At 35.6% G+C, this 22,502-nt stretch carries 20 protein-coding genes and 1 pseudogene; 15 read left to right on the top strand and 6 right to left on the bottom strand.

Translation table 11 applies throughout. The annotated features are described in order from the left end of the window. The first annotated feature begins 36 nt into the window (after positions 1–36). From paaA to Q0807_RS00205, 12 genes and pseudogenes are all read left to right on the top strand, one after another. The gene (gene paaA / locus Q0807_RS00260) at positions 37–993 is read left to right on the top strand and encodes a 1,2-phenylacetyl-CoA epoxidase subunit PaaA (RefSeq protein ID WP_299105001.1); all 957 of its coding nucleotides are present in this window, start codon (positions 37–39) and stop codon (positions 991–993) included. 77 nt (positions 994–1,070) lie between these two features. Continuing rightward, the gene (gene paaB / locus Q0807_RS00255; RefSeq protein ID WP_055435018.1) at positions 1,071–1,361 is read left to right on the top strand and encodes a 1,2-phenylacetyl-CoA epoxidase subunit PaaB; all 291 of its coding nucleotides are present in this window, start codon (positions 1,071–1,073) and stop codon (positions 1,359–1,361) included. Between the two features lie 116 nt (positions 1,362–1,477). After that, positions 1,478–2,239 (top strand): annotated as a pseudogene (gene paaC, locus Q0807_RS00250) (1,2-phenylacetyl-CoA epoxidase subunit PaaC); the annotation flags it as partial. A gap of 73 nt (positions 2,240–2,312) precedes the next feature. Then, the gene (paaD, locus tag Q0807_RS00245; RefSeq protein WP_299104995.1) at positions 2,313–2,813 is read left to right on the top strand and encodes a 1,2-phenylacetyl-CoA epoxidase subunit PaaD; all 501 of its coding nucleotides are present in this window, start codon (positions 2,313–2,315) and stop codon (positions 2,811–2,813) included. A 51-nt stretch (positions 2,814–2,864) separates the two neighbouring features. Next, complete coding sequence (locus tag Q0807_RS00240) at positions 2,865–3,647, top strand: enoyl-CoA hydratase-related protein (RefSeq protein ID WP_299104992.1); 783 nt, start codon at positions 2,865–2,867, stop codon at positions 3,645–3,647. Between the two features lie 54 nt (positions 3,648–3,701). After that, positions 3,702–4,637, top strand: coding sequence for a pyridoxal-phosphate dependent enzyme (locus Q0807_RS00235; RefSeq protein WP_299104990.1), 936 nt, complete (start codon positions 3,702–3,704; stop codon positions 4,635–4,637). 84 nt (positions 4,638–4,721) lie between these two features. Then, complete coding sequence (locus Q0807_RS00230) at positions 4,722–5,909, top strand: 3-hydroxyacyl-CoA dehydrogenase NAD-binding domain-containing protein (RefSeq protein ID WP_299104988.1); 1,188 nt, start codon at positions 4,722–4,724, stop codon at positions 5,907–5,909. A gap of 92 nt (positions 5,910–6,001) precedes the next feature. Then, positions 6,002–6,406, top strand: a complete 405-nt coding sequence (locus Q0807_RS00225; RefSeq protein ID WP_282031619.1) for a hotdog fold thioesterase — start codon at positions 6,002–6,004, stop codon at positions 6,404–6,406. 65 nt (positions 6,407–6,471) lie between these two features. Further along, positions 6,472–7,683 (top strand): 3-oxoadipyl-CoA thiolase, encoded by a 1,212-nt coding sequence (gene pcaF / locus Q0807_RS00220; protein ID WP_299104983.1) that lies wholly within the window; start codon positions 6,472–6,474, stop codon positions 7,681–7,683. Between the two features lie 192 nt (positions 7,684–7,875). Continuing rightward, positions 7,876–10,377 (top strand): phenylacetic acid degradation bifunctional protein PaaZ, encoded by a 2,502-nt coding sequence (gene paaZ / locus Q0807_RS00215; RefSeq protein WP_299106089.1) that lies wholly within the window; start codon positions 7,876–7,878, stop codon positions 10,375–10,377. Between the two features lie 2 nt (positions 10,378–10,379). Continuing rightward, the gene (locus tag Q0807_RS00210; protein WP_299104982.1) at positions 10,380–11,138 is read left to right on the top strand and encodes an enoyl-CoA hydratase/isomerase family protein; all 759 of its coding nucleotides are present in this window, start codon (positions 10,380–10,382) and stop codon (positions 11,136–11,138) included. A 54-nt stretch (positions 11,139–11,192) separates the two neighbouring features. Then, positions 11,193–11,792, top strand: coding sequence for a transferase hexapeptide repeat family protein (locus Q0807_RS00205; RefSeq protein ID WP_299104980.1), 600 nt, complete (start codon positions 11,193–11,195; stop codon positions 11,790–11,792). A 107-nt stretch (positions 11,793–11,899) separates the two neighbouring features. Here Q0807_RS00205 and Q0807_RS00200 read toward each other — a convergent pair whose 3' ends face one another. Continuing rightward, positions 11,900–12,376 (bottom strand): Lrp/AsnC family transcriptional regulator, encoded by a 477-nt coding sequence (locus Q0807_RS00200; RefSeq protein ID WP_092470430.1) that lies wholly within the window; start codon positions 12,374–12,376, stop codon positions 11,900–11,902. Positions 12,377–12,568: 192 nt separating this feature from the next. Here Q0807_RS00200 and Q0807_RS00195 point away from each other — a divergent pair, with 192 nt between their 5' ends. From Q0807_RS00195 to Q0807_RS00185, 3 genes are all read left to right on the top strand, one after another. Further along, positions 12,569–13,855 carry a dihydrolipoamide acetyltransferase family protein gene (locus Q0807_RS00195; RefSeq protein WP_299106086.1) on the top strand — a complete coding sequence of 429 codons (1,287 nt, stop codon included), beginning with the start codon at positions 12,569–12,571 and terminating at the stop codon, positions 13,853–13,855. 65 nt (positions 13,856–13,920) lie between these two features. Next, on the top strand, positions 13,921–14,988 hold the full coding sequence (locus Q0807_RS00190) for a branched-chain amino acid aminotransferase (protein ID WP_299104976.1): 1,068 nt from the start codon (positions 13,921–13,923) through the stop codon (positions 14,986–14,988). A gap of 242 nt (positions 14,989–15,230) precedes the next feature. Further along, positions 15,231–17,282, top strand: a complete 2,052-nt coding sequence (locus Q0807_RS00185) for a thiamine pyrophosphate-dependent enzyme (RefSeq protein WP_299104974.1) — start codon at positions 15,231–15,233, stop codon at positions 17,280–17,282. Between the two features lie 99 nt (positions 17,283–17,381). Here the strand turns inward: Q0807_RS00185 and Q0807_RS00180 are convergent, their stop codons facing one another. The 5 genes from Q0807_RS00180 to Q0807_RS00160 all read right to left on the bottom strand — a co-directional run bounded on the left by Q0807_RS00180 (position 17,382) and on the right by Q0807_RS00160 (position 22,458). After that, positions 17,382–17,573 carry a cold-shock protein gene (locus Q0807_RS00180; protein ID WP_020895249.1) on the bottom strand — a complete coding sequence of 64 codons (192 nt, stop codon included), beginning with the start codon at positions 17,571–17,573 and terminating at the stop codon, positions 17,382–17,384. A 130-nt stretch (positions 17,574–17,703) separates the two neighbouring features. Continuing rightward, positions 17,704–19,605, bottom strand: coding sequence for a SulP family inorganic anion transporter (locus tag Q0807_RS00175; protein ID WP_299104965.1), 1,902 nt, complete (start codon positions 19,603–19,605; stop codon positions 17,704–17,706). A gap of 122 nt (positions 19,606–19,727) precedes the next feature. After that, positions 19,728–20,279, bottom strand: coding sequence for a DUF4136 domain-containing protein (locus Q0807_RS00170; protein ID WP_299104963.1), 552 nt, complete (start codon positions 20,277–20,279; stop codon positions 19,728–19,730). A 17-nt stretch (positions 20,280–20,296) separates the two neighbouring features. Beyond that, on the bottom strand, positions 20,297–22,297 hold the full coding sequence (locus tag Q0807_RS00165; RefSeq protein WP_299104961.1) for a urocanate hydratase: 2,001 nt from the start codon (positions 22,295–22,297) through the stop codon (positions 20,297–20,299). Further along, a complete protein-coding gene (locus Q0807_RS00160) occupies positions 22,297–22,458 on the bottom strand; it encodes a DUF5522 domain-containing protein (RefSeq protein ID WP_161624671.1) in 162 nt (53 codons plus the stop codon). The genes Q0807_RS00165 and Q0807_RS00160 overlap by 1 nt, the downstream gene beginning before the upstream one ends. Between the last annotated feature and the right edge of the window lie 44 nt (positions 22,459–22,502).

Raw genomic sequence — 22,502 nt, 5'->3', positions numbered from 1 at the left:
CTAAAGGCCAAGAGCCAATAGCTAATAGCTATTATAATGAGTGAAGAACAAATAAAAAACCTAGAAACGCAATTCGAAGCACGTATTGCAAGAGACGAGAAAATCGAACCAAAAGATTGGATGCCAGAAAAATATCGCAAAACGCATATTAGGCAAATGTCGCAACACGCACATTCCGAAATTGTAGGAATGCTTCCAGAAGGAAACTGGATTACAAGAGCGCCTTCATTACGTCGTAAAGTTGCTTTATTAGCAAAAGTACAAGACGAAGCAGGACACGGGTTATACTTATATTCTGCTTGTGAAACGCTAGGTGTTTCTCGCGAAGAATTATACGAGCAACTACACTCTGGAAAAGCAAAATACTCTTCAATATTTAACTACCCAACAGTAACTTGGGCAGATATGGGAGCCGTAGGTTGGTTAGTAGATGGAGCAGCAATTATAAACCAAGTACCATTATGTAATACATCTTATGGACCATATGCACGAGCAATGGTTCGTGTTTGTAAAGAAGAAAGTTTTCACCAGCGTCAAGGTTACGAAATCATGATAAAGCTAACTAACGGAACTCCTGAGCAAAAAGAATTAGCTCAAGATGCTTTAAACCGTTGGTGGTGGCCAAGTTTAATGATGTTAGGTCCTACAGATGCAGAGTCTATACATACAGAGCAATCTATGAAATGGAAATTAAAACGTAAGTCTAACGACGATTTACGTCAGCAGTTTATAGATCAAACAGTGCCTCAAGCCGAATTAATTGGGTTGACAATTCCAGATGCAGATTTAAAATGGAACGAAGAGCGTCAAAGTTACGATTTCGGAGAAATCAATTGGGACGAGTTCTGGCAAGTAGTAAAAGGTCATGGGCCAATGAATAAAGAGCGTATGAAAGCACGTGTTGGTGCATGGGAAGAAGGAGAATGGGTTCGTGATGCAGCTATGGCTTATGCACAGAAGAAACAAGAAAGAAAACAAAAACAAGCAATTTAAATTTCATTGTCAGTTCGAGTGAAATTGCTCTTTAGCAATTTTGTATCGAGAACAAGATGAAAAAACACATATAAATTATGTCTGATAAAAAAAACTGGCCACTTTGGGAAGTCTTTGTAAGAAGTAAAAACGGATTAGAACATCGTCACTGCGGAAGTTTACACGCTGCAGATGAAGATATGGCTCTAGAAAATGCACGCGATGTGTACACAAGAAGAAGCGAAGGTGTTAGTATTTGGGTTGTAGAATCTAAAAATATCACAGCATCAAATCCTGAGAATAATGGCGAAATGTTTGAGCCAGCTCACGATAAAGTATATCGTCATCCAACATTTTACGATTTACCAGACGAGGTAAAACATATGTAAATTCCTGCCAACGCAGGAATCTCATAAATTGAAACTAAACGTCACTTCGAGTGATTCCGATTTTTTATTGGAATCGTATCGAGAACTAATTAAATAGACACCCATTTTCGTGGGCACTTAAGATGAAAAACGAAAACCTATACAACTACATTCTAGGAATAGCAGACAACAGTCTTATCCTTGGGCAAAGATTAGGAGAGTTAACAGGTCATGGACCAAGTCTAGAAACAGATATTGCATGCACAAATATCTCATTAGATTTATTTGGACAAGTGAGAAGTTATTATCAATATGCTGCTAAAATTGCAGGAGATAATAGAACCGAAGATGATATTGCAATGCTTCGTAAAGAAAGAGAATATGTAAATGTATTATTGGTAGAACAACCAAATACAAATTTTGCATACACAATGGCACGTCAGTTTTTATTCGATGTGTATCATTTACTTTTTTTACAAGAATTACAAAAAAGTAAAGATTTAACATTGTCTGCAATAGCAAACAAATCGATAAAAGAAGTAAGTTATCATTTGCGTTTTTCTTCAGATTGGATAAAACGTTTAGGTGATGGAACAGAAGTAAGTCATCAAAAAATGCAAGATGCTATAGATGGATTATGGACGTACACAGACGAGTTGTTTCATCAGGCAGAAGCAGACATAGCAATGGTTTCAGAAGGAATAGGCGTAGATGTTACTAAATTAAAAGAGGCATACTACAATAAAGTAAATGCTGTTTTAGAAGAATCTACTTTACAAATCCCAGAATCTAAATGGTTCCAAAAAGGAGGTAAAAAAGGAATTCATACAGAGCATTTAGGATATTTGTTAGCAGAGCTTCAATACATGCAAAGAGCTTATCCAAATATGGAATGGTAAAAAAGAAATTGAAATCGAACTTGAATTTGAAAAAAGAACACTTCAAATTCAGTTTCAACTTCAACTTCAAAAAATGACAACAACAGAACAAAATATAGACCAAATCTTAATTCCAATTCTGGAACAAGTTTCAGATCCTGAAATTCCAGTATTATCAATTATGGATATGGGAGTTGTTCGTACAGCTGTTATAGAAAATGATATTGTAAAAGTGCAAATAACACCAACCTATAGTGGTTGTCCAGCAATGGATGTTATTGGAGACGATATTAAAGCTGCATTAAAAGCAGAAGGATACAAGTCTGAAATAGAATTAATTCTAGCTCCAGCTTGGACAACCGATTGGATTACACCAAGAGGTCGTAAAGCATTAGAAGATTATGGTATTGCAGCACCTTTAAGTGCAGAAGCAGATAAAGATGTGTTGCTAAATGGAAAACGATTGGTAAAGTGTACCAATTGTGGTTCCACAAATACAAGATTAGTAAGTCAGTTTGGGTCTACAGCATGTAAAGCACAATTTCAGTGTGATGATTGCCAAGAACCGTTTGACTATTTTAAATGTTTAAAGTAAGAAACAGACCTGTCAGGTTTTTAAAACCTGACAGGTCTAAAAAAGTGAAATATGAGCAAAAGCATTCAGCTTAAAATTGAAAACAAAGTAGCGTACATCACGTTCAATAGACCAGAAGTATTTAATAGTTTCAATCGTGAAATGGCATTTAGCTTACAAGAAACCTTGGATGCTTGCGAAACAAATAAAGAAGTAAGAGCTATTGTCTTAACAGGAAACGGAAAAGCTTTTTGTGCTGGTCAAGATTTAAAAGAAGTTACAGATCCAGATTTAAACCCTGGATTCAAAAAAATACTAGAAGAACATTACAATCCAATAATTACAAGAATTCGTTCTATTAAAAAACCAATTATTGGAGCTATTAATGGAGTAGCAGCTGGTGCTGGAGCAAATATTGCTTTGGCTTGCGATGTTGTTGTTGCTCACGAAAAAGTAAGTTTTATTCAGGCATTTAGTTTAATCGGTTTAGTTCCAGATAGTGCTGGGACTTTCTTTTTACCAAGACTAATAGGTTTTCAAAAAGCATTAGCATTAGCGATGTTAGGTGATAAAATTGGAGCTGAAGAAGCTGAAAAAATGGGAATGATTTATAAATGTGTTCCAACTGAAGAATTTGACGAAACGATTAATAAACTAGCTTTAAAACTAGCAAACATGCCAACTAAAGCATTAGGTATGATCAAAGAATTGTTCAATACATCGATGACTAACGATTTAGAATCTCAATTAGCTTTAGAATCTAAATTACAAATAGAAGCAGCACAAAGTGAAGATTATAAAGAAGGTGTTGCAGCGTTTATAGAAAAACGTCAACCAAATTTCAAAGGGAACTAGATTAACGTCAGTTCGAGTGAAATTGCTTTTTGCAATTTTGTATCGAGAACAAATATGAATAAACAAACTCTCATAGAAACTCACAACCGAATAAAACCCTTTATTCATAAAACACCTGTGTTAACCTCACAGTTATTAAATGAAAAAGCAGGTTGTAATTTGTTTTTTAAGTGTGAGAACTTTCAAAAAATGGGAGCCTTTAAAATGCGAGGTGCTGCAAATGCCATTTTATCACTTTCGGAAGAAGAAAGACAACGTGGCGTGGTTACACATTCGTCTGGTAATTTTGCTCAAGCTGTATCATTAGCAGCTCAGAAATTAGGAGTTAAAGCATATATTGTAATGCCAGAGAATGCACCTCAAGTTAAAAAAGATGGTGTTAGAACTTACGAGGGAGAAATCATAGAATGTGAATCGACACCTCAAGCAAGAGAAGCAACTGCCAATAGCATAAAAGAAGAAAAAGGAGCAACATTTTTACATCCATCAAATCAAGATGAGGTAATTTACGGAAACAGTACAGCAGCAATTGAGCTGTTAGAAGAACAACCAAATTTGGATGTAATTTTAACACCAGTTGGAGGAGGAGGGTTAATTGCAGGCACAGCGCTGGCAGCACACTACTTTTCAAACAACTGTAAAGTTATTGGAGGAGAACCTATGGAAGCAGATGATGCTTATCGTTCATTAATTTCAGGTAAAATAGAAACTAACGAGAGTTTTCATACCGTTGCTGATGGATTAAGAACGCATTTAGGTGATCGTAATTTTCCGATTATTCAAAAATATGTGGATAAGATTATTCGTGTTGAAGAAGATGAAATAATAAATGCAATGCAATTAATTTGGGAACGCATGAAGATTGTTATTGAGCCTTCATGTGCTGTTCCTTTTGCAGCAGTGTTAAATAATAAAGAAGAATTTAAAAATAAGAACGTCGGCATCATTTTATCTGGCGGTAATGTAGATGTGAAAAATCTACCTTTTTAAAATTATCCTGCAAGGTTTTTAAAACCTTGTAGGTATAAAAAATAGAAGTTTAATTAAAAGTCACCCACTTTCGTGGGAACAAGGATGAACATAGGAATCATAGGAGGAGGAACCATGGGAAGTGGCATCGCACAAGTTGCTGCAACTTCTGGTTGCAAAGTAAAGTTATACGATACTAATCAAGCTGCATTAGATAAAGCTAAAGCAAGTCTTGAAAAAATATTATTACGTTTAATTGAAAAAGGAAGAATTGATACATCTGAAAAAGATAGAATTCAAGCAAACATCTCTTACGTAAACAACCTAAAAGATTTAGCAGATTCAAATCTGACTATTGAAGCAATTATTGAAAACTTGGATATCAAGAAAAAAGTGTTTTCCGAATTGGAAAGCTATGTTGCAGACGATTGTATTATTGCATCAAACACTTCTAGTTTATCCATCGCATCTATTGCTGCATCACTTAACAAACCAGAACGTTGTGTAGGGATTCACTTTTTTAATCCAGCACCTTTAATGAAATTGGTTGAGGTTATTCCAGCCATTCAAACATCAAATGAGGTTCTTGAAAAAGCCATACAAACCATTAAAGATTGGAAGAAAGTTGTAGCAGTCGCTAAAGACACACCAGGATTTATAGTAAACAGAGTGGCAAGACCATTTTACGGTGAAGCACTAAGAATTTACGAAGAAGGATTAGCAGATTTTGCAACCATAGATCATAGCTTAAAGTCTTTAGGTGATTTCAGAATGGGACCATTTGAATTGATGGATTTCATAGGAAACGACGTTAATTACACAGTAACCGAAACCGTTTTTACAGCATTCTATTTTGATCCAAGATATAAGCCATCATTAACCCAAAAACGATTTTCAGAAGCAGGTTATTTAGGACGGAAATCAGGAAAAGGTTATTATAATTACGATCAAAATGGAAAAATAATTAACACTAATCACACTAATTCAAGAACTTTTGAAACTTACGAGGAGGAAATGGAGCTTAAAAATCAAATTTTCGATCGTGTATTAGTAATGCTCATCAACGAAGCAGCAGATGCCTTATTTTTAAACATTGCATCAGCTGAGGATATCGACAATGCCATGACTAAAGGTGTCAATTATCCAAATGGATTATTGGCTTGGGCAGACGAAAAAGGAATCGATTGGTGCGTAAGTAAAATGGATGAATTATATAACGAATATCATGAAGATAGATACAGATGTAGTCCGTTGTTACGTAAAATGAATAGAGAAGATAAATCGTTTTTTTAATCGCGTCAATTGTCCCCTTGAGAGGACTTTAGGAGTGTTTTTTTTAAATATAATAATAATTAATAAGATTCCCACTGTCGTAGGAAATAAATATGAAAGGCGAGCAAATTCCATATAAAATGCTATCTCAAGATGCTTACAGCACTTGGTTAGGAATAGAAATTCTAGAATGCGAAATCGGACGATGCAAAGTCGGAATGATCATTAGAGGCGACATGCTAAACAGCATGAATAAAGCACATGGTGGAATAAGTTATTCATTAGCAGATACAGCTTTCGGATTTGCAGCAAACACACATGGTAAATATGCAGTTTCTATAGAAACAAGTATAAACCATATCGAAGCATTAAGTGAAGGCGATTATATAGTTGCAGAATCTGTAATAGAAACGGTAAAGAATAAATTAGGCTTCAATATTATTGAAGTAAAAAGAGGAGATGAAATAGTTGCACTTTTTAAAGGTGTGGTTTACAGAACTCAAAAAGATTGGGAATAAAAAAAATATTAATTTGAAATATGAAGTTTCAATTTTCGACTTCAATTTCAATTTCAATTTCAAATATGGAAGCATACATAATAGACGGAATTAGAACGCCAATAGGAAACTACAAAGGCACTTTATCTGCTGTTCGAACAGACGATTTAGGAGCCTTAGTAATTTCAGAAATCGTAAAACGAAACCCAAGCATCCCAAAAGAAGCTTACGACGATGTTATTATGGGTTGCGCAAACCAAGCGGGAGAAGATAATCGTAATGTTGCGAGAATGTCATCCTTGTTAGCCGGTTTGCCATTTACCGTTCCCGGGGAAACTGTAAACCGTTTATGTAGTTCGGGATTATCGGCAATCATTCACGCAAATCGAGCTATAAAAGCAGGAGATGGAGACGTCTTTATTTCTGGAGGAGTCGAGAACATGACGCGTGGACCATACGTTATGGCAAAACCATCATCAGCATTTGGAGGCGATTCAAAACTATACGATTCAACTTTTGGATGGCGTTTTATCAATCCTAAAATGCAGCAAATGTATGGAACAGATGGCATGGGAAACACTGCAGAAAATCTTGTAGAGAAATATAATTTATCAAGAGAAGACCAAGATAAGTTCGCACTTTGGAGTCAGCAAAAAGCAACCAAGGCACAAGAGAACGGAAGACTAGCAAAAGAAATTGTTACTGTAGAAATTCCACAACGTAAAAAAGATCCAATACAATTTTCAAAAGACGAGTTTATAAAACCAACATCATCTTTAGAAGTTTTAGGAAAACTAAGACCTGCCTTTAAAAAAGAAGGTGGAAGTGTAACTGCTGGAAACTCTTCAGGATTAAACGACGGAGCAGCAGCAACAATTATAGCATCAGCAGATGCCGTAAAAAAATACAACCTAAAACCATTAGCAAGAATAGTAAGTTCTGCAGTGGTTGGTGTAGAGCCAAGAATTATGGGTATTGGTCCAGTTCAAGCCTCAAATAAAGCATTAGCAAAAGCAGGTTTAACCTTGGAAGATATGGATATTATCGAGCTTAACGAAGCCTTTGCTGCACAAGCATTAGCATGTATTCGTGCTTGGGGATTGGAAGATAATGACCCAAGAATAAATCCAAATGGAGGCGCAATTGCAATTGGTCATCCGCTTGGCGTTACAGGTGCAAGAGTTGCTTTTTCAGCGGCTTTAGAGTTGCAAGAAACCAACAAACGTTACGCGTTAATCACCATGTGCATTGGCGTTGGTCAAGGTTATGCAGCGATTATTGAAAATGTAAGTAAGTAAAATAATTTGGGCGTTACCTAAAGGTCAGGCTTTCGGCAGTCGCTTTTTTTGAGAAAAACAAAAAAGAGCTTCAACAAATACCTCAATCCTTAACGCACTTAGCCGCTAAGGTTAATGATAATTCTTAGTTGTAGTAAACAATAAAGTTTTGTCATTCCTGCGCAGGCAGGAATCCACTATAAAGTAAAAATGATGAATAAAATAGAGCATTACGTTCAAGGACAATGGACAACAGGTAAAGAAGAAGGAACACCAATCTTAGACGCTGTAACTGGCGAAGCCTTTACGAGCATTGCTATCGAAGGTTTAGACGTTCCAGAAATTCTTAACTACGGAAGAACAAAAGGAGGAGAGGTTCTTCGAAAAATGACTTTCCAAGAACGTGGAAACATGCTTAAAAGTTTAGCGTTATATCTTACTAAAAGGAAAAATTCGTTTTACGAATTAAGTTATAGAACAGGAGCAACCAAAGTAGATAGTTGGATAGACATCGAAGGTGGTTTTGGGAATTTATTCGCAAATGCTTCATTACGTAAACTGTTCCCAAATCAACCGTATCATGTAGAAGGGGATGCTATCGATTTATCTCGTGGCGGACGTTTTATGGCGCATCATATCATGGTGCCTAAAAAAGGAGTAGCAGTTCATATTAATGCCTTTAATTTTCCAGTTTGGGGAATGTTAGAAAAATGTGCAGTAAACTGGATGGCTGGAGTGCCTGCTGTAGTTTTACCAGCACCTTCCACTTCTTATTTAGCTGAAGCTGTAGCAAAAGAAATAATCGCTTCCGGTATTTTACCAGAAGGTGCACTACAAATTATAAACGGAACCGTAAAAACAATTCTTGACACATTAGAGTCTCAAGATGTTGTAACATTTACGGGTTCTGCAAAAGTAGGACGCTTACTAAAAGCGCATCCACAATTAATACAAGAATCTGTGCCATTTACCATGGAAGCCGATTCTTTAAACGCATCCATCTTAGGAGAAGATGCCGTTCCTGGAACACCAGAATTCGACTTGTTCATCAAAGAAGTCAGAAAAGAAATGACGGTTAAAGCAGGACAAAAATGTACTGCAATACGTAGAATTATTGTTCCGCAAAATTTAGTGGAAGATGTACAATCTGCCTTGTCAAAAGCATTAGATAAAGTAACTATTGGAGATCCAAGACTTAAAGAAGTTAGAATGGGATCTTTAGTAAGTCATCAACAAGTGCAAGCAGTTAGAGACTCAGTAAATGATTTATCTAAAGAAGCACAAATTGTTTATGGCAGTTTAGATCAAATAAACACCATTGGAGCAGATGCTAAAAAAGGCGCTTTTATTAGCCCAATTTTATTACGTTCTGATCATCCCTTTGAAAATACAATAATTCACGAACGTGAAGCCTTTGGTCCAGTAAGTACCATTATGCCTTATAAAAACTTAGATGAAGCTATTCTATTAGCTCAAATGGGTAAAGGGTCGTTAGTATCTTCAATTGCCACAAATGACGATAAGATTGCTAAAGAGTATGTAGTTAATGCAGCATCTCATCACGGTCGTATTATGGTTGTTAATCGAGATATGGCAAAGGAAAGTACAGGTCATGGTTCGCCATTACCATATTTAGTTCATGGAGGTCCTGGACGTGCTGGAGGAGGAGAAGAAATGGGAGGAATGCGTGGAATAAAACATTATTTACAACGTACAGCCATCCAAGGTTCGCCAACAACAATTACAGAAATTACTGGTATTTACCAGCAAAATGCAAAGTATAAGGAAGCTCTACAACATCCATTTAAATACCATTGGGAAGACATCCAACCAGGAATGTCTATGAAAACGCACAGACGTACATTTACAGATACAGACATTATTAATTTTGCAAATGTCACTTGGGATCATTTCTATGCGCATACAGATATTACTTCTTTAGACGGAAGTATTTTCGAACAAAGAACTGCACATGGTTATTTTATTATTTCAGCTGCAGCAGGATTATTTGTGTATCCAAATAAAGGACCAGTTTCAGCAAATTACGGACTAGAAGAATGCAGGTTTTTAAGACCGTTATATCACAACGATACTATTTATGTGCGCTTAACGTGTAAGCAAAAAGTAGATAGAGACGTCGCTTCAGCAGAACATCCTAGCGGAATTGTAAAATGGTATGCCGAAATTTTTGATGCAAATACCGATGAGAAAGTAGCATTCGCAACAGTCTTAACTATGGTTCAGAAAAAGCAAGAAGTTTTAACTGAAATGACTGAAGATAAAATCAACGAATGTCTTTATGCATTAAAAGAAGATGCAAAACCTAAATGGGGAATTATGACACCTCAACACATGATTGAACATTTAGAATATACCTATAAAATTGCATCTGGTGAAATTCAAGATTTTGAAATTGCTACACCAGAAAAAATTCTAGAGAAAGTACATAATAGCTTATGGAACTATGATAAGTTTCCTAAGAATAGTCAATTTCCACAATTAGAAAAAGATACTTTAGAACCTTTAAAACATGCCGATTTAGCAACAGCAATAGATAAGTTTAAAGCACAACGTGAAAAGTATTTAGAGTTTTTTAAAGAAAACCCAGAAGCTAAATTAAAGAATTTAGTTTTCGGAGAATTGAATAAATACGAATCGTATTTACTAGAAAGAAAACACCTTAACCATCATTTTGAACAATTTGGATTAATATAATTATGTCAGAAAAGCAACCATACGTAACATTAGATATACAAAACGAAGTAGGATACATCGAGTTTTTCCATCCTGCACACAATTCCTTACCAGGAGATGTTTTAGCAAAACTAGCGCAAACCATTACAGACGCTGGAACTAACGACGCTATTAAAGTTGTGGTTCTTAAAAGTGGTGGAGACAGAACTTTTTGCGCAGGAGCAAGCTTCGAAGAACTAATAAACATTAACGATGCAGCAACAGGGAAAGTGTTCTTTTCCGGATTCGCAAACGTGATTAATGCGATGCGTAAATGTCCGAAATTTATTATCGGTCGCATTCAAGGGAAAACCGTTGGTGGTGGCGTAGGACTAGCAGCTGCAACCGATTATTGTATGGCATCCAAATTCGCAGCTATTAAGTTAAGCGAATTAAATATTGGTATTGGACCATTTGTAGTTGGACCAGCAATAGAGCGTAAAATGGGATTAAGTGCTATGTCACAAATCGCTATAGACGCCAACACCTTTTATCCTGCAGAATGGGCAAAACAAAAAGGCTTATTCACGCAAGTGTATGAAAGCACAGTAGAACTAGATGAAGCTGTAAAAACAACAGCAGAACACTTATGTACTTATAATACAGAAGCGATGCTAGAAATGAAAAAAGTATTCTGGCAAGGAACAGATCATTGGGATGCATTATTAGCAGAACGTGCAGCAACTAGCGGAAAACTAGTGTTAAGCGATTTTACAAAAGAGAAATTAAAGACTTATAAATAATCTGTCCTGCAAGGTTTTAGGAACCTTGTAGATGTAATTCAAATTGATGAAAATATGGCAATTTATTCTTTCAAAAATTACACACCTGTCGTTCACGAATCAAGTTTCGTACATCCATTAGCAGCAGTAACAGGAAACGTTATTATTGGCAAAAACTGTTACATTGGTCCAGGAGCAGCAATACGTGGTGATTGGGGACAAATCATTTTAGAAGATGGTGTAAACGTCCAAGAAAACTGTACTGTACACATGTTTCCAGGCAAGTCCATCACGTTAAAAGAAAGTGCACACGTTGGTCATGGAGCTATTATTCATGGAGCTAATTTGGGTAAAAATTGCCTTATCGGAATGAATACAGTAATTATGGATGATGCCGAAATTGGGGACGAGTGTATAATCGGAGCCATGTCTTTTGTAAAAGCCGAAACTAAAATTCCATATAGAAGTTTAGTGGTTGGTAATCCTGCTAAAATAATCAGAGGTATCACGGACGAAATGATTGCTTGGAAAACAAAAGGTACGCAATTGTATCAGCAATTACCTGCAGATTGCCACGAGAGTTTAAAAGTCGTTGAGCCATTACGAGAAGTGCCTGAGAATATGAAAATGCAAGAGGATAGTTATAAAACACTTCGAGAAACATTCAAAAAGTAAACTGATGTCACTTCGAGTGATTCTGATTTTTATAGGAATTGTATCGAGAAGTCCTATTTTTAATCCTCAATATTAAATACCTGTCAGGTTTTCAAAACCTTACAGGTCTACAACACCCGACTCAAATCAATCTCATTCGTTTCTTTACTTGTCGATAGCGCAATCAAACTTTGTACATTTCCTAAATAAGGAAGTAGCGTCAATTTTGAAATGATAAAGGTTTCATAAGCCTCAATATCTTCAACGACGAGTTTCAATAAATAGTCAAAGTTTCCGCTGACGCGATGGCATTCTACAACTTCAGGGAAGTTGTTAATTTCCTTTACAAACTTTTCCAAATAACTTCGTGTATGGCCTTGCAAGGTAATACCTATGAAAACAGTCAGTTTTAAGCCGATTTTCTTATTGTTTAAAACAGCCACATATTTTTCAATATAACCTTCCTTTTCTAATTTTTTAATACGCTCAAATATTGGTGAAGTACTCATGCCGAGTTCTTCAGCAATACTTTTTGTCGTTCGATTGCTATTTTTTTGAAGTATAGCTAGCAGTTGTGTGTCTATTTTATCGAGTGTGTGTGGCATGAGAAAATTATTTGTTTTAAAGCAGTAAATCTAAGGATTAAAAGTTAAATAATCTGTAATATCAAATAATTATAGAATGATATCCTTTTTAATATTAAATTAAAAGATTTTAACAATTGTGTAATTCGATATGCATTATCTTTAATTCTTATAATCCTAAACTATACTAGCTTGATTACTTTTGAATTAAAGATGCCCAAAATGGGTGAAAGCATAACTGAAGGGACTATTATCAATTGGTTAATAGCTGAAGGCGATGCATTTGAAGAAGGAGATATTATTCTTGAAGTCGCCACAGATAAAGTAGATAACGAAGTACCTGCACCAGCATCTGGAACATTAGTAAAAACGATGTTTCAAGCTAAAGATGTCGTTCCAGTAGGAGAAGTTCTTGCAATTTTAGAAGTTTCAGAAGAAGTTAAGAAATCCAAAACACTAAATGAATCTAAAGCTGTCCCTTCGAGCGCAGTCGAGAACAAGGCTAAGACTATAAGACCAAAGCCAGTTCAGCAGCCTGCCAATTCGAATTCAACTTCATTTTCGGTAAATAATACTAACACTTTCTTTTCGCCATTAATCATAAAAATAGCGAAAGAACATCACATCAGTTTTGAAGAATTAGCACGAATTCCCGCTACAGGAAATGAAGGCAGATTACGCAAAAGCGATGTGTTTCAGTATATAGAAGACGGACGACCTTATAAATTTGCACAAGCTGTAACGCAAGATCCAACGGCTTATAGAATTCCGCAATTAAATTTCGATAAAGGCAAAGGAAAAGTCATCGAAATGGATCGCATGCGCCAAATGATTGCAGATCACATGGTGTACTCAAAACATACATCACCTCACGTTACTGCTTATGTAGAGGCAGATATGACAAATATGGTCAACTGGCGTAATGCTAACAAAGTTGCCTTTCAAGAAAAACATGGAGAACGTTTAACCTTCACGCCATTATTTGTAGAAGCCGTAGCCAAAGCTGTTAAAGATTTTCCGAATATTAATGCTTCTGTCGATGGTAATAATATCATTGTAAAAGAAGACATTAATATTGGTATGGCAACAGCATTACCAAGCGGTAATTTAATAGTTCCTGTAGTAAAAAATGCAGATACTAAAAATTTAAAAGAGATTGCTGGTAACGTAAACGAACTCGCAGGAAAAGCTAGAGAAAACAAACTAGCAGGAGACGATATAAATGGCAGCACTTTCACCATTTCTAATGTAGGAACCTTTGGAAGCGTTATGGGAACACCAATAATCAATCAGCCAGAAGTTGCCATTTTAGCATTGGGAATAATTAAGAAAAGACCAGAAGTCATCGCCACTGAAAAAGGAGATGAAATAGCTATTCGTAGCATGATGTATTTATCATTATCATTCGACCACAGAGTTGTAGATGGCTTTTTAGGCGGAAGCTTTGTACGACGCGTAGCCGATTATTTTGAACAATTTGATAGTAATAGAGAAATATAAATTTAGAATTGTCCCCTTGAGGGGACTTTAGGGGTGTTTTAAACACTCTAAAAAAACATACATATATGAAATCTAACATTTCAATCACTAAAGTAGAAACATCAAAAGTTGATGCCTTAGACTTCAATAATATTCCATTAGGCATCACATTCACCGATCACATGTTTATTTGCGACTACGAAAACGGTGAATGGGTTAATCCAAGAATTATTCCTATGGGATTAATTCCAACGCATCCAGCAGCAATGGCTCTACATTACGGACAAGCTATTTTTGAAGGGATGAAAGCCTATAAAGACACCAAAGGTACACCAATGTTATTTAGACCAGAAGAAAATGCTAAGCGTTTAAACAAAAGTGCGGATCGAATGGGAATGCCTCATATTCCTGAAGATTTATTTGTAGAAGGACTCAAAGAATTAGTTGGTTTAGAGCACAATTGGATTCCGCCAACCGATGGAAGCGCACTCTATTTAAGACCATTCATGTATGCCGATGAGCCTTTTATTGGTATGCGAGCAGCAACACATTATAAGTTCATAATTATGGCATCACCAGCAGGTCCATTTTTCAGTAAACGTATCAAATTATGGGCAGAAAAGCAATTCATTAGAGCAGCACAAGGTGGAACTGGAGAGGCAAAAGCAGCAGGTAATTATGCAGCGGCCATTCGCCCAACAGAATTAGCAAAAGCCAAAGGTTACGACCAAGTATTATGGTTAGATGCCGCAGAACATAAGTATATTCAAGAAGTTGGGACCATGAATATTTTCTTCAAAATTAATGGAGAATTTATCACACCAGAGCTCGACGGTTCTGTGTTGCATGGCATCACAAGAGCTAGTGTTATAGAGATGTTACGTGCTATGAATTTCACGGTAACAGAACGAAAAATCACTATCGATGAAATTAAAACAGCATCAGAAAACGGGACTTTAGAAGAAGCCTTCGGAACAGGAACAGCCGTTGGTATAGCATACATTCAAGAGATTGGATTGGAAGGCGAGACGATTCATGTTTCTGATGAAAGCCCAATTGGATTAGAAGTTAATGACACCTTGAATGCTATTAAAACGGGTAAGCTAGACGACCAATTTAATTGGATGACTAAAGTAGAAAAAGAATTAGCTTAGAGTTATTTGGGCGTTACCACAAGGGGCGCGCTTTCGGTAGTCGCTTTTTTTGAGAAAAACAAAAAAGAGCTTCAACAAATGCCTCAACTGCGAAGCAATCACGAGTTCTTATTTATTAAATAAGAATAAACGAGTAATCCCTAACGCAAACCAACTCGAACGGAAAAGGTTTTTCAGGCTAATAAAAGATGATTGATCTTGATATTTTAATAAAATAGATACCTGCTTTCGCAGGCATTGATATGAAAAAAGAAACACTAAAAAAAGGATTTTCAAAACTCTGCACAGCAAAAGCTATGGCAGAACTATACGAAGCTAATTTTAAACAAGTTTCAAAATATGTACATGCAACATCTCGTGGACACGAAGCTATTCAAATAGCTCTAGGATTACAATTATTACCTCAAGATTATGCCTTTCCGTATTACAGAGACGATGCCATGTTGTTATCGTTTGGTTTAGAGCCTTACGATTTAATGTTGCAATTGTTGGCTAAAAAAGACGATCCATTTTCAGGCGGAAGAACTTACTATTCGCATCCTAGTTTAAAGGATGACGATAAACCTAAAATTCCACACCAATCTTCTGCAACAGGAATGCAAACCATTCCAGCAACAGGAGTTGCTATGGGAATGCAGTATAAAGAATTACAAGGTTTAGACGATAAAACACTTAAAGATTTGCCATTCGTGGTGTGTTCTTTAGGAGACGCATCAGTAACCGAAGGTGAAATAGCCGAAGCTTTTCAAATGGCAGCATTAAAGCAAATGCCAATCTTATATTTAGTGCAAGATAACGGTTGGGATATTAGTGCCAATGCAGCAGAAACAAGAGCGCAAAATGCTTTTGAATATGCGCAAGGCTTTAAAGGTTTAGACGCTATCTCAATAGATGGAGCAAACTTTACGGAAAGCTACGAAGCATTAGAAAAAGTCATAGAAACTATTCGTGCAGAGCGTAGACCATTTTTAGTACACGCAAAAGTACCATTATTAAATCACCATACTTCAGGAGTAAGAATGGAATGGTATCGTGATGATTTAGAAGAGGCACGCTCTCGTGATCCTTATCCAGTTTTAAAACAACAATTACTAGATGCAGGATTTTCAGAACAAGACGTTTTAGAGCTAGAAAATTCCGCGAAAGCGAAAGTGCAGTCCGATTTTGAAAGAGCGTTATTGGCTGAAGACCCAAAACCGGAAGATTTATTTACCAACGATTTTGTACCCACCCCAATTACTGAGGAAAAAGGAACACGTTCACCAGAAGGTGCTGAGAAAGTCGTGATGGTAGATTGCGCTTTATTCGCAGTAGAAGAGCTGATGAAAAAGCACAAAGAATGTTTACTCTATGGGCAAGATGTAGGTGGAAGACTTGGTGGTGTTTTTAGAGAAGCAGCAACATTAGCGCAAAAATTTGGAGACGACCGTGTATTTAATACACCAATACAAGAAGCTTTTATTGTAGGTTCTACAGTTGGCATGAGTGCAGTTGGATTAAAACCCATTGTTGAGGTTCAGTTTGCCGATTATATTTGGCCTGGCTTAAATCAATTATTTACAGAAGTCAGTAGAAGTTGTTATTTATCTAATGGTAAATGGCCAGTAAGCATGATTCTGAGAGTACCGATTGGTGCTTACGGAAGTGGTGGACCTTATCATTCCTCTTCAGTAGAAAGTGTGATAACAAATATTAGAGGTATAAAAATAGCCTATCCAAGTAATGGAGCCGATTTAAAAGGGTTGATGAAAGCGGCTTATTACGATCCTAATCCTGTAGTTATTTTAGAACACAAAGGTTTGTATTGGTCTAAAGTACCAGGAACACAAGGTGCAACATCTGTTGAGCCAAGTGAAGATTATGTATTGCCTTTTGGTAAAGCATGGGTTTTACAAGAAATTTGGAAACAAGAAAATGTAGAAACATTAACTATTGTTACTTATGGAATGGGAGTGCATTGGGCAATGAATGCTAGTGCAGAACTTGGTATGCAAGACCAAATTGAAGTGATTGATTTACGAACTCTATTTCCTTTAGATGAAGACACAATTATAAAATCGGTTAAGAAAACAGGAAAGTGTCTTGTTGTAACAGAAGAGCCTTCAAATAATAGTTTTGCAAGAGCATTATCTGGTAAAATACAAGAAGAATGTTTCAAATATTTAGATGCACCAGTAATGGTTATTGGAAGTGAGAATATGCCAGCAATTCCTTTAAATTCGATTTTAGAAGAAACCATGATTCCTTCGACGGATAAAGTGAAAGTTAAAATAGAGACATTATTGAATTATTAATACTTGGTAATTCTTTGGGATTAAATATTTAACTATTGAACATAAAAAAGCCTATCCAAAAGATAGGCTTTATTCTTAAAAAGATTGTAAGATATATAATTATATAACTTTTACATTTACTGCGTTTAATCCTTTTTTTCCTTCTGCTAAATCGAATTCTACATTGTCTCCTTCTCTAATCTCATCGACTAAACCAGAAATGTGTACAAAATGCTCTTTGTTGTTTCCTTCTTCTGTTATGAATCCAAAACCTTTAGAGTCATTAAAAAATTTTACTGTACCAGTACTCATATTATAATATATTAAATTAAGATGCAAATGTAGTCTAATTAATTGATATTCAATTATTTTAGGTCTATTATTTTGAAAATAAAGATAAGTATCTAGTCCTTAGTCTCTAGTGAAATAGAATGCTCAAAATTTAGATGTCATATTCAAATAATGATTTTGTAAATTTTTCTGGGTTTTCAGCTAAATGATAGCGTGGGTCATCAATTGCTTCAACGATTACATCTTTAAATTTAGGACTGGCTTTATATAACAATATTTTACAGTCTTCACTCAAATGCTTTAACTTAATTGATTTTCCTGCAGCTTGGTATTTCTCAACTAAGTTGAATATAGCTTCTATAGCTGAATGATCCGAAATTCGAGCTTCAACGAAATCAATTTCTACTATATCTGGGTCATTTTTAATATCGAACTTTTCATTAAAAGAGGTTATACTTCCAAAGAATAAAGGACCCCAAATTTCATAAGTTTTAGTGCCATCTTCCTTAACACGTTTCCTTGCTCTAATTCTTTTTGCGTTTTCCCAAGCAAATGACAGAGCTGAAATAATTACACCTACAAATACGGCAATTGCCAAGTCAAAAATAACGGTAACAATAGAAACTATGATTAACACTATGGCATCTGACATTGGTATTTTTTTCATAATTCTAAAACTAGACCAAGCAAAAGTTTCAATAACCATCATAAACATTACGCCAACTAGTGCTGCAATTGGTACTTGTTCAATATATTTATCTGCGAATAATATAAATGTTAGCAAAGTTACAGCCATCATTACACCAGATAATCGTCCTCGTCCTCCTGCGTTGATGTTAATTACTGTCTGCCCAATCATTCCACAACCGCCAGTTCCACCGAATAACCCACTAAGCATATTTCCTGCGCCTTGTGCAACACATTCTTTATTTCCATTTCCTCGAGAATCCGTTAATTCATCAACAAGATTCATAGTCATTAATGTTTCTATTAATCCTACTGATGCCGCTAAAAAGGCATAAGGTGCAATGAATTTTAAAGTGTCTAGATTGAAAGGTAGATTACTCCAAAGTTCCAAGAGGTTTAGTTTGCTAGAAAGTTCATCAAAACCGTTAAGACCAGCGCCACCGCCATCTCTTATAAAGTCACCAACGTTGATAGATTCAAGTCCTCCAAAAATAGAAATTAAAGTTACAATTAGAATTGCCGTTAATGCTGCTGGTAATTTTTTAGTCAGCTTTGGTAGCCCCCAAATTATAAACATGGTTAGTAAAACAAGACCTATCATTATATAGAGCTTATTCCCTTGCATTGTAGATTTTACAACACCATTATCTTTTACAGAGTAGAATCCGTTATCTTGAATGTTGAATACAACCTTTTTTGTGTCAATATCATATACTTGATTGTCTGCAATAACAAAAACGTCCTTGCCAGTATTAATGTTTTTTACGGACTGGTCGTTTATTGAGAATAACGCAGTACCAGAAATTAAATCGTTAACGGTATTGTCATTAACGTTATATACCAATTCCTTAGATTCAGTATTACGCATGTTCTGTCCAAAAATATCTTTTGTATTCTCTTTGAACATACCTAATTGTGCCATAAAAATGACAATGGCTAAACCATTAACAAAGCCCATCATAACAGGGTGTGGAATTAGCCTTACGAATTTTCCAAGTTTAAATATACCTGCAAATACCTGAATAATTCCCATTAAAACAACAGCTGCTAACAGATAAAAATAACCCATGTTCTCAACAGGAGTGTCAAATAAAAGCCCTTTTGCATGTCCTTCTTGTATCATATGAACAAAAATAACAGCAACGGCTCCTGCTGCACCTGAAATTAAACCGGGTCTACCTCCAAAAAGAGCAGAAATAATACCAATGATAAATGCTCCGAAAAGTGCTACAATAGGACTAATTTGAGCAACAAATGCAAATGCAACAACTTCAGGTATCATGGCTAGTGATACAGTAATACCCGAAAGAATGTCATTCTTAGGGTTTTGTGTAAAGTTTTTAAGTGATTTTTGCCCGAATTTCATAGAATATGCTTTTAAAAGTCGGCAAAGATATATTATTTAGATTTAAAGCTTAAGCAAATGGCTCATGAAACAAAAAAGCACTAGTTATTAAACTAGTGCTTTCCATATAATTTTGAGTTTTATTATTTCTGTTCTGGAGGAAATAACATTAACATTTCTGAAACGAATTCTTTAATGCGAGCTTCTTTCTTTTCTACATTTTTCATCTCAAGATTTCCAGTACCTGAACCTTGCCATATTAATTCTTTCTTTTTAGTATTAATCAAATCAATATACAAGACACCTTCAGTTGATGTTGATATTTGATTGTTATTCCAGCCTGAGCGCCAGCCCCAGCCTCCATAACCTCCCCAGCCCCAAGCTCCATTTCCCCAGGCATTGTTGTAAACATCAACACGTTGGTTAGACTTGGTAAATATGCTTACCAGCATATCAGGGTTTTCAGATTTTGTATACCCTTTTGAGATTAACTCGGCTTCGATAGCTCTTAATATACGCCTTTTATCAATATCATTGATTTCTGCTTTATCGATTCCAGGTTTAAAGAAAGCGAAGGTTTTGTAATCGTCAAAATTTGCTTCTCTGTCATAATCTGCAGCAACTTTAACAGAGCTGCAAGATGATAATATTACTAGTAAAAGTAATATTGGAGTGAATTTGAGTAGTTTGTTCATAATGGTTTTGTTTTTAGTTAAACTTCGTTTAATAAATTATCATCTACAATATTTGGTAATGTTATTTTTAAATTAGGTTCAGCTTCCATAGCGCGTTTAATTGCGAAAATAGCACCTTCATTTCTAGCCCAACTTCGCCTAGAAATCCCATTATTAACATCCCAAAACAGCATTTGTTTTAAACGTTTTGATGATTCTATACTACCATCAAGAACCATACCAAATCCTCCATTAATAACTTCTCCCCAACCAACACCACCACCATTATGTATGCTGACCCAAGTTGCGCCTCTAAAACTATCACCTATAACATTTTGAATAGCCATATCTGCTGTAAAACGTGACCCATCATAAATATTACTGGTTTCTCTGTACGGCGAATCTGTACCTGATACATCATGGTGGTCTCTACCAAGAATTATTTCTCCAATTTCATTTTTAGCAATGGCTTGGTTAAATGCTTCAGCAATCTTCATTCGTCCTTCGGCATCAGCATAGAGAATTCTGGCTTGTGAACCCACGACTAATTTATTCTCTTGAGCACCTTTAATCCATTGGATGTTATCTGCCATTTGTTGCTTAATTTCTGATGGAGAATTCTTTTTTATATCCTCTAAAACCTGACAAGCAATTTCATCTGTTTTTGCTAAATCTTCTGGCTTACCTGAAGCGCAAACCCAACGAAAAGGTCCAAAACCATAATCAAAACACATTGGTCCCATAATATCTTGCACGTAACTCGGATATTTAAAGTCAATGTCATTTTTCGCCATAACATCTGCACCTGCCCGAGAAGCTTCTAAGAGAAATGCATTTCCGTAGTCGAAAAAATAAGTACCTTTTGCAGTATGTTTATTTATAGCATCTACATGACGTCGGAGTGTTTCTTGGACTTTTAGTTTAAATAATTCGGGATTATTAGCCATCATTATATTAGCATCTTCAAAAGAAATGTCAACAGGATAATAACCTCCAGCCCAAGGATTATGAAGTGAGGTTTGGTCACTTCCTAAGTCTATATGAATATTTGCATCATCAAATTTTTCCCATACCTCTACAATGTTTCCTAGATACGCAATTGAAATTGTTTCTTTCTCGGCTTTAGCTTTATTTACTCTTGAGACGAGTTTGTCTAAATCTGTGATTTTTTCATCAATCCAACCTTGTTCTAGTCGTACTTGGGTAATTTTTGGATTCACTTCTGCACATACAGTGATACATCCTGCAATATTTCCAGCTTTAGGTTGTGCTCCAGACATTCCACCTAATCCAGAAGTAACAAAAAGATTTCCTTTAGGCTCTTTTCCTATTTTCCTAAAACCGTTTAAAACAGTAATTGTTGTACCATGAACAATACCTTGAGGACCAATATACATATAACTACCAGCTGTCATTTGCCCATATTGTGTAACACCTAATGCATTAAATTTTTCCCAATCATCTGGTTTGGAGTAATTAGGTATCATCATTCCATTAGTAACAACGACTCTTGGAGCTTCTTTATGTGAAGGGAATAAACCCATAGGGTGACCAGAATACATTACTAATGTTTGTTCATTATTCATTTCGGCCAAATACTTCATTGTTAAACGGTATTGCGCCCAGTTTGAAAAAACACCTCCATTTCCTCCATAGGTGATTAATTCATGTGGATGTTGTGCTACAGCATAATCTAAATTATTCTGAATCATTAACATAATCGCTGCAGCTTGTGATGATTTAGCAGGATATTCACTAATTGGCCTAGCATACATTTTGTAATCTGGCCTTAAGCGATACATGTAGATACGACCATAAGTGTCTAATTCGTATTTAAACTCATGTAGTAGTGTTTTATGATCTTTTTTATTAAAATAACGTAATGCATTTTTCAATGCGAGTTTTTCTTCTTCAGAAGTTAAAATAGCCTTACGTTTTGGTGCATGATTTATTGACTCATCATAAGATTTTGGTTCAGGTAATATATTTGGAATACCTTCTAATATTTGATCTTTGAATGATAGTTCTGATACTTGCATTACTTTTTTTTTAATGTATTCTTATTAAAACCATATGGACAGTGTCTGCAGCCGCTTTCACAACAATAACCACGTTTTAGATGGTATTGTTCAGTAAAACATCGATAGCCTTCTGGTGTGAGATAGTAGTCTCCGTCTTCGATTGGGACATATTTCTTCATATTAAACAAAGATAATGTAATTTGGTGTGATTTTTGAAACGAAT

The organism is uncultured Winogradskyella sp. (genome assembly GCF_947495255.1).
In the GTDB taxonomy this organism is placed as follows: domain Bacteria; phylum Bacteroidota; class Bacteroidia; order Flavobacteriales; family Flavobacteriaceae; genus Winogradskyella.
Note: the sequence above shows the minus strand (reverse complement) of the source record. Positions and strands in the feature narration are given on the sequence as shown.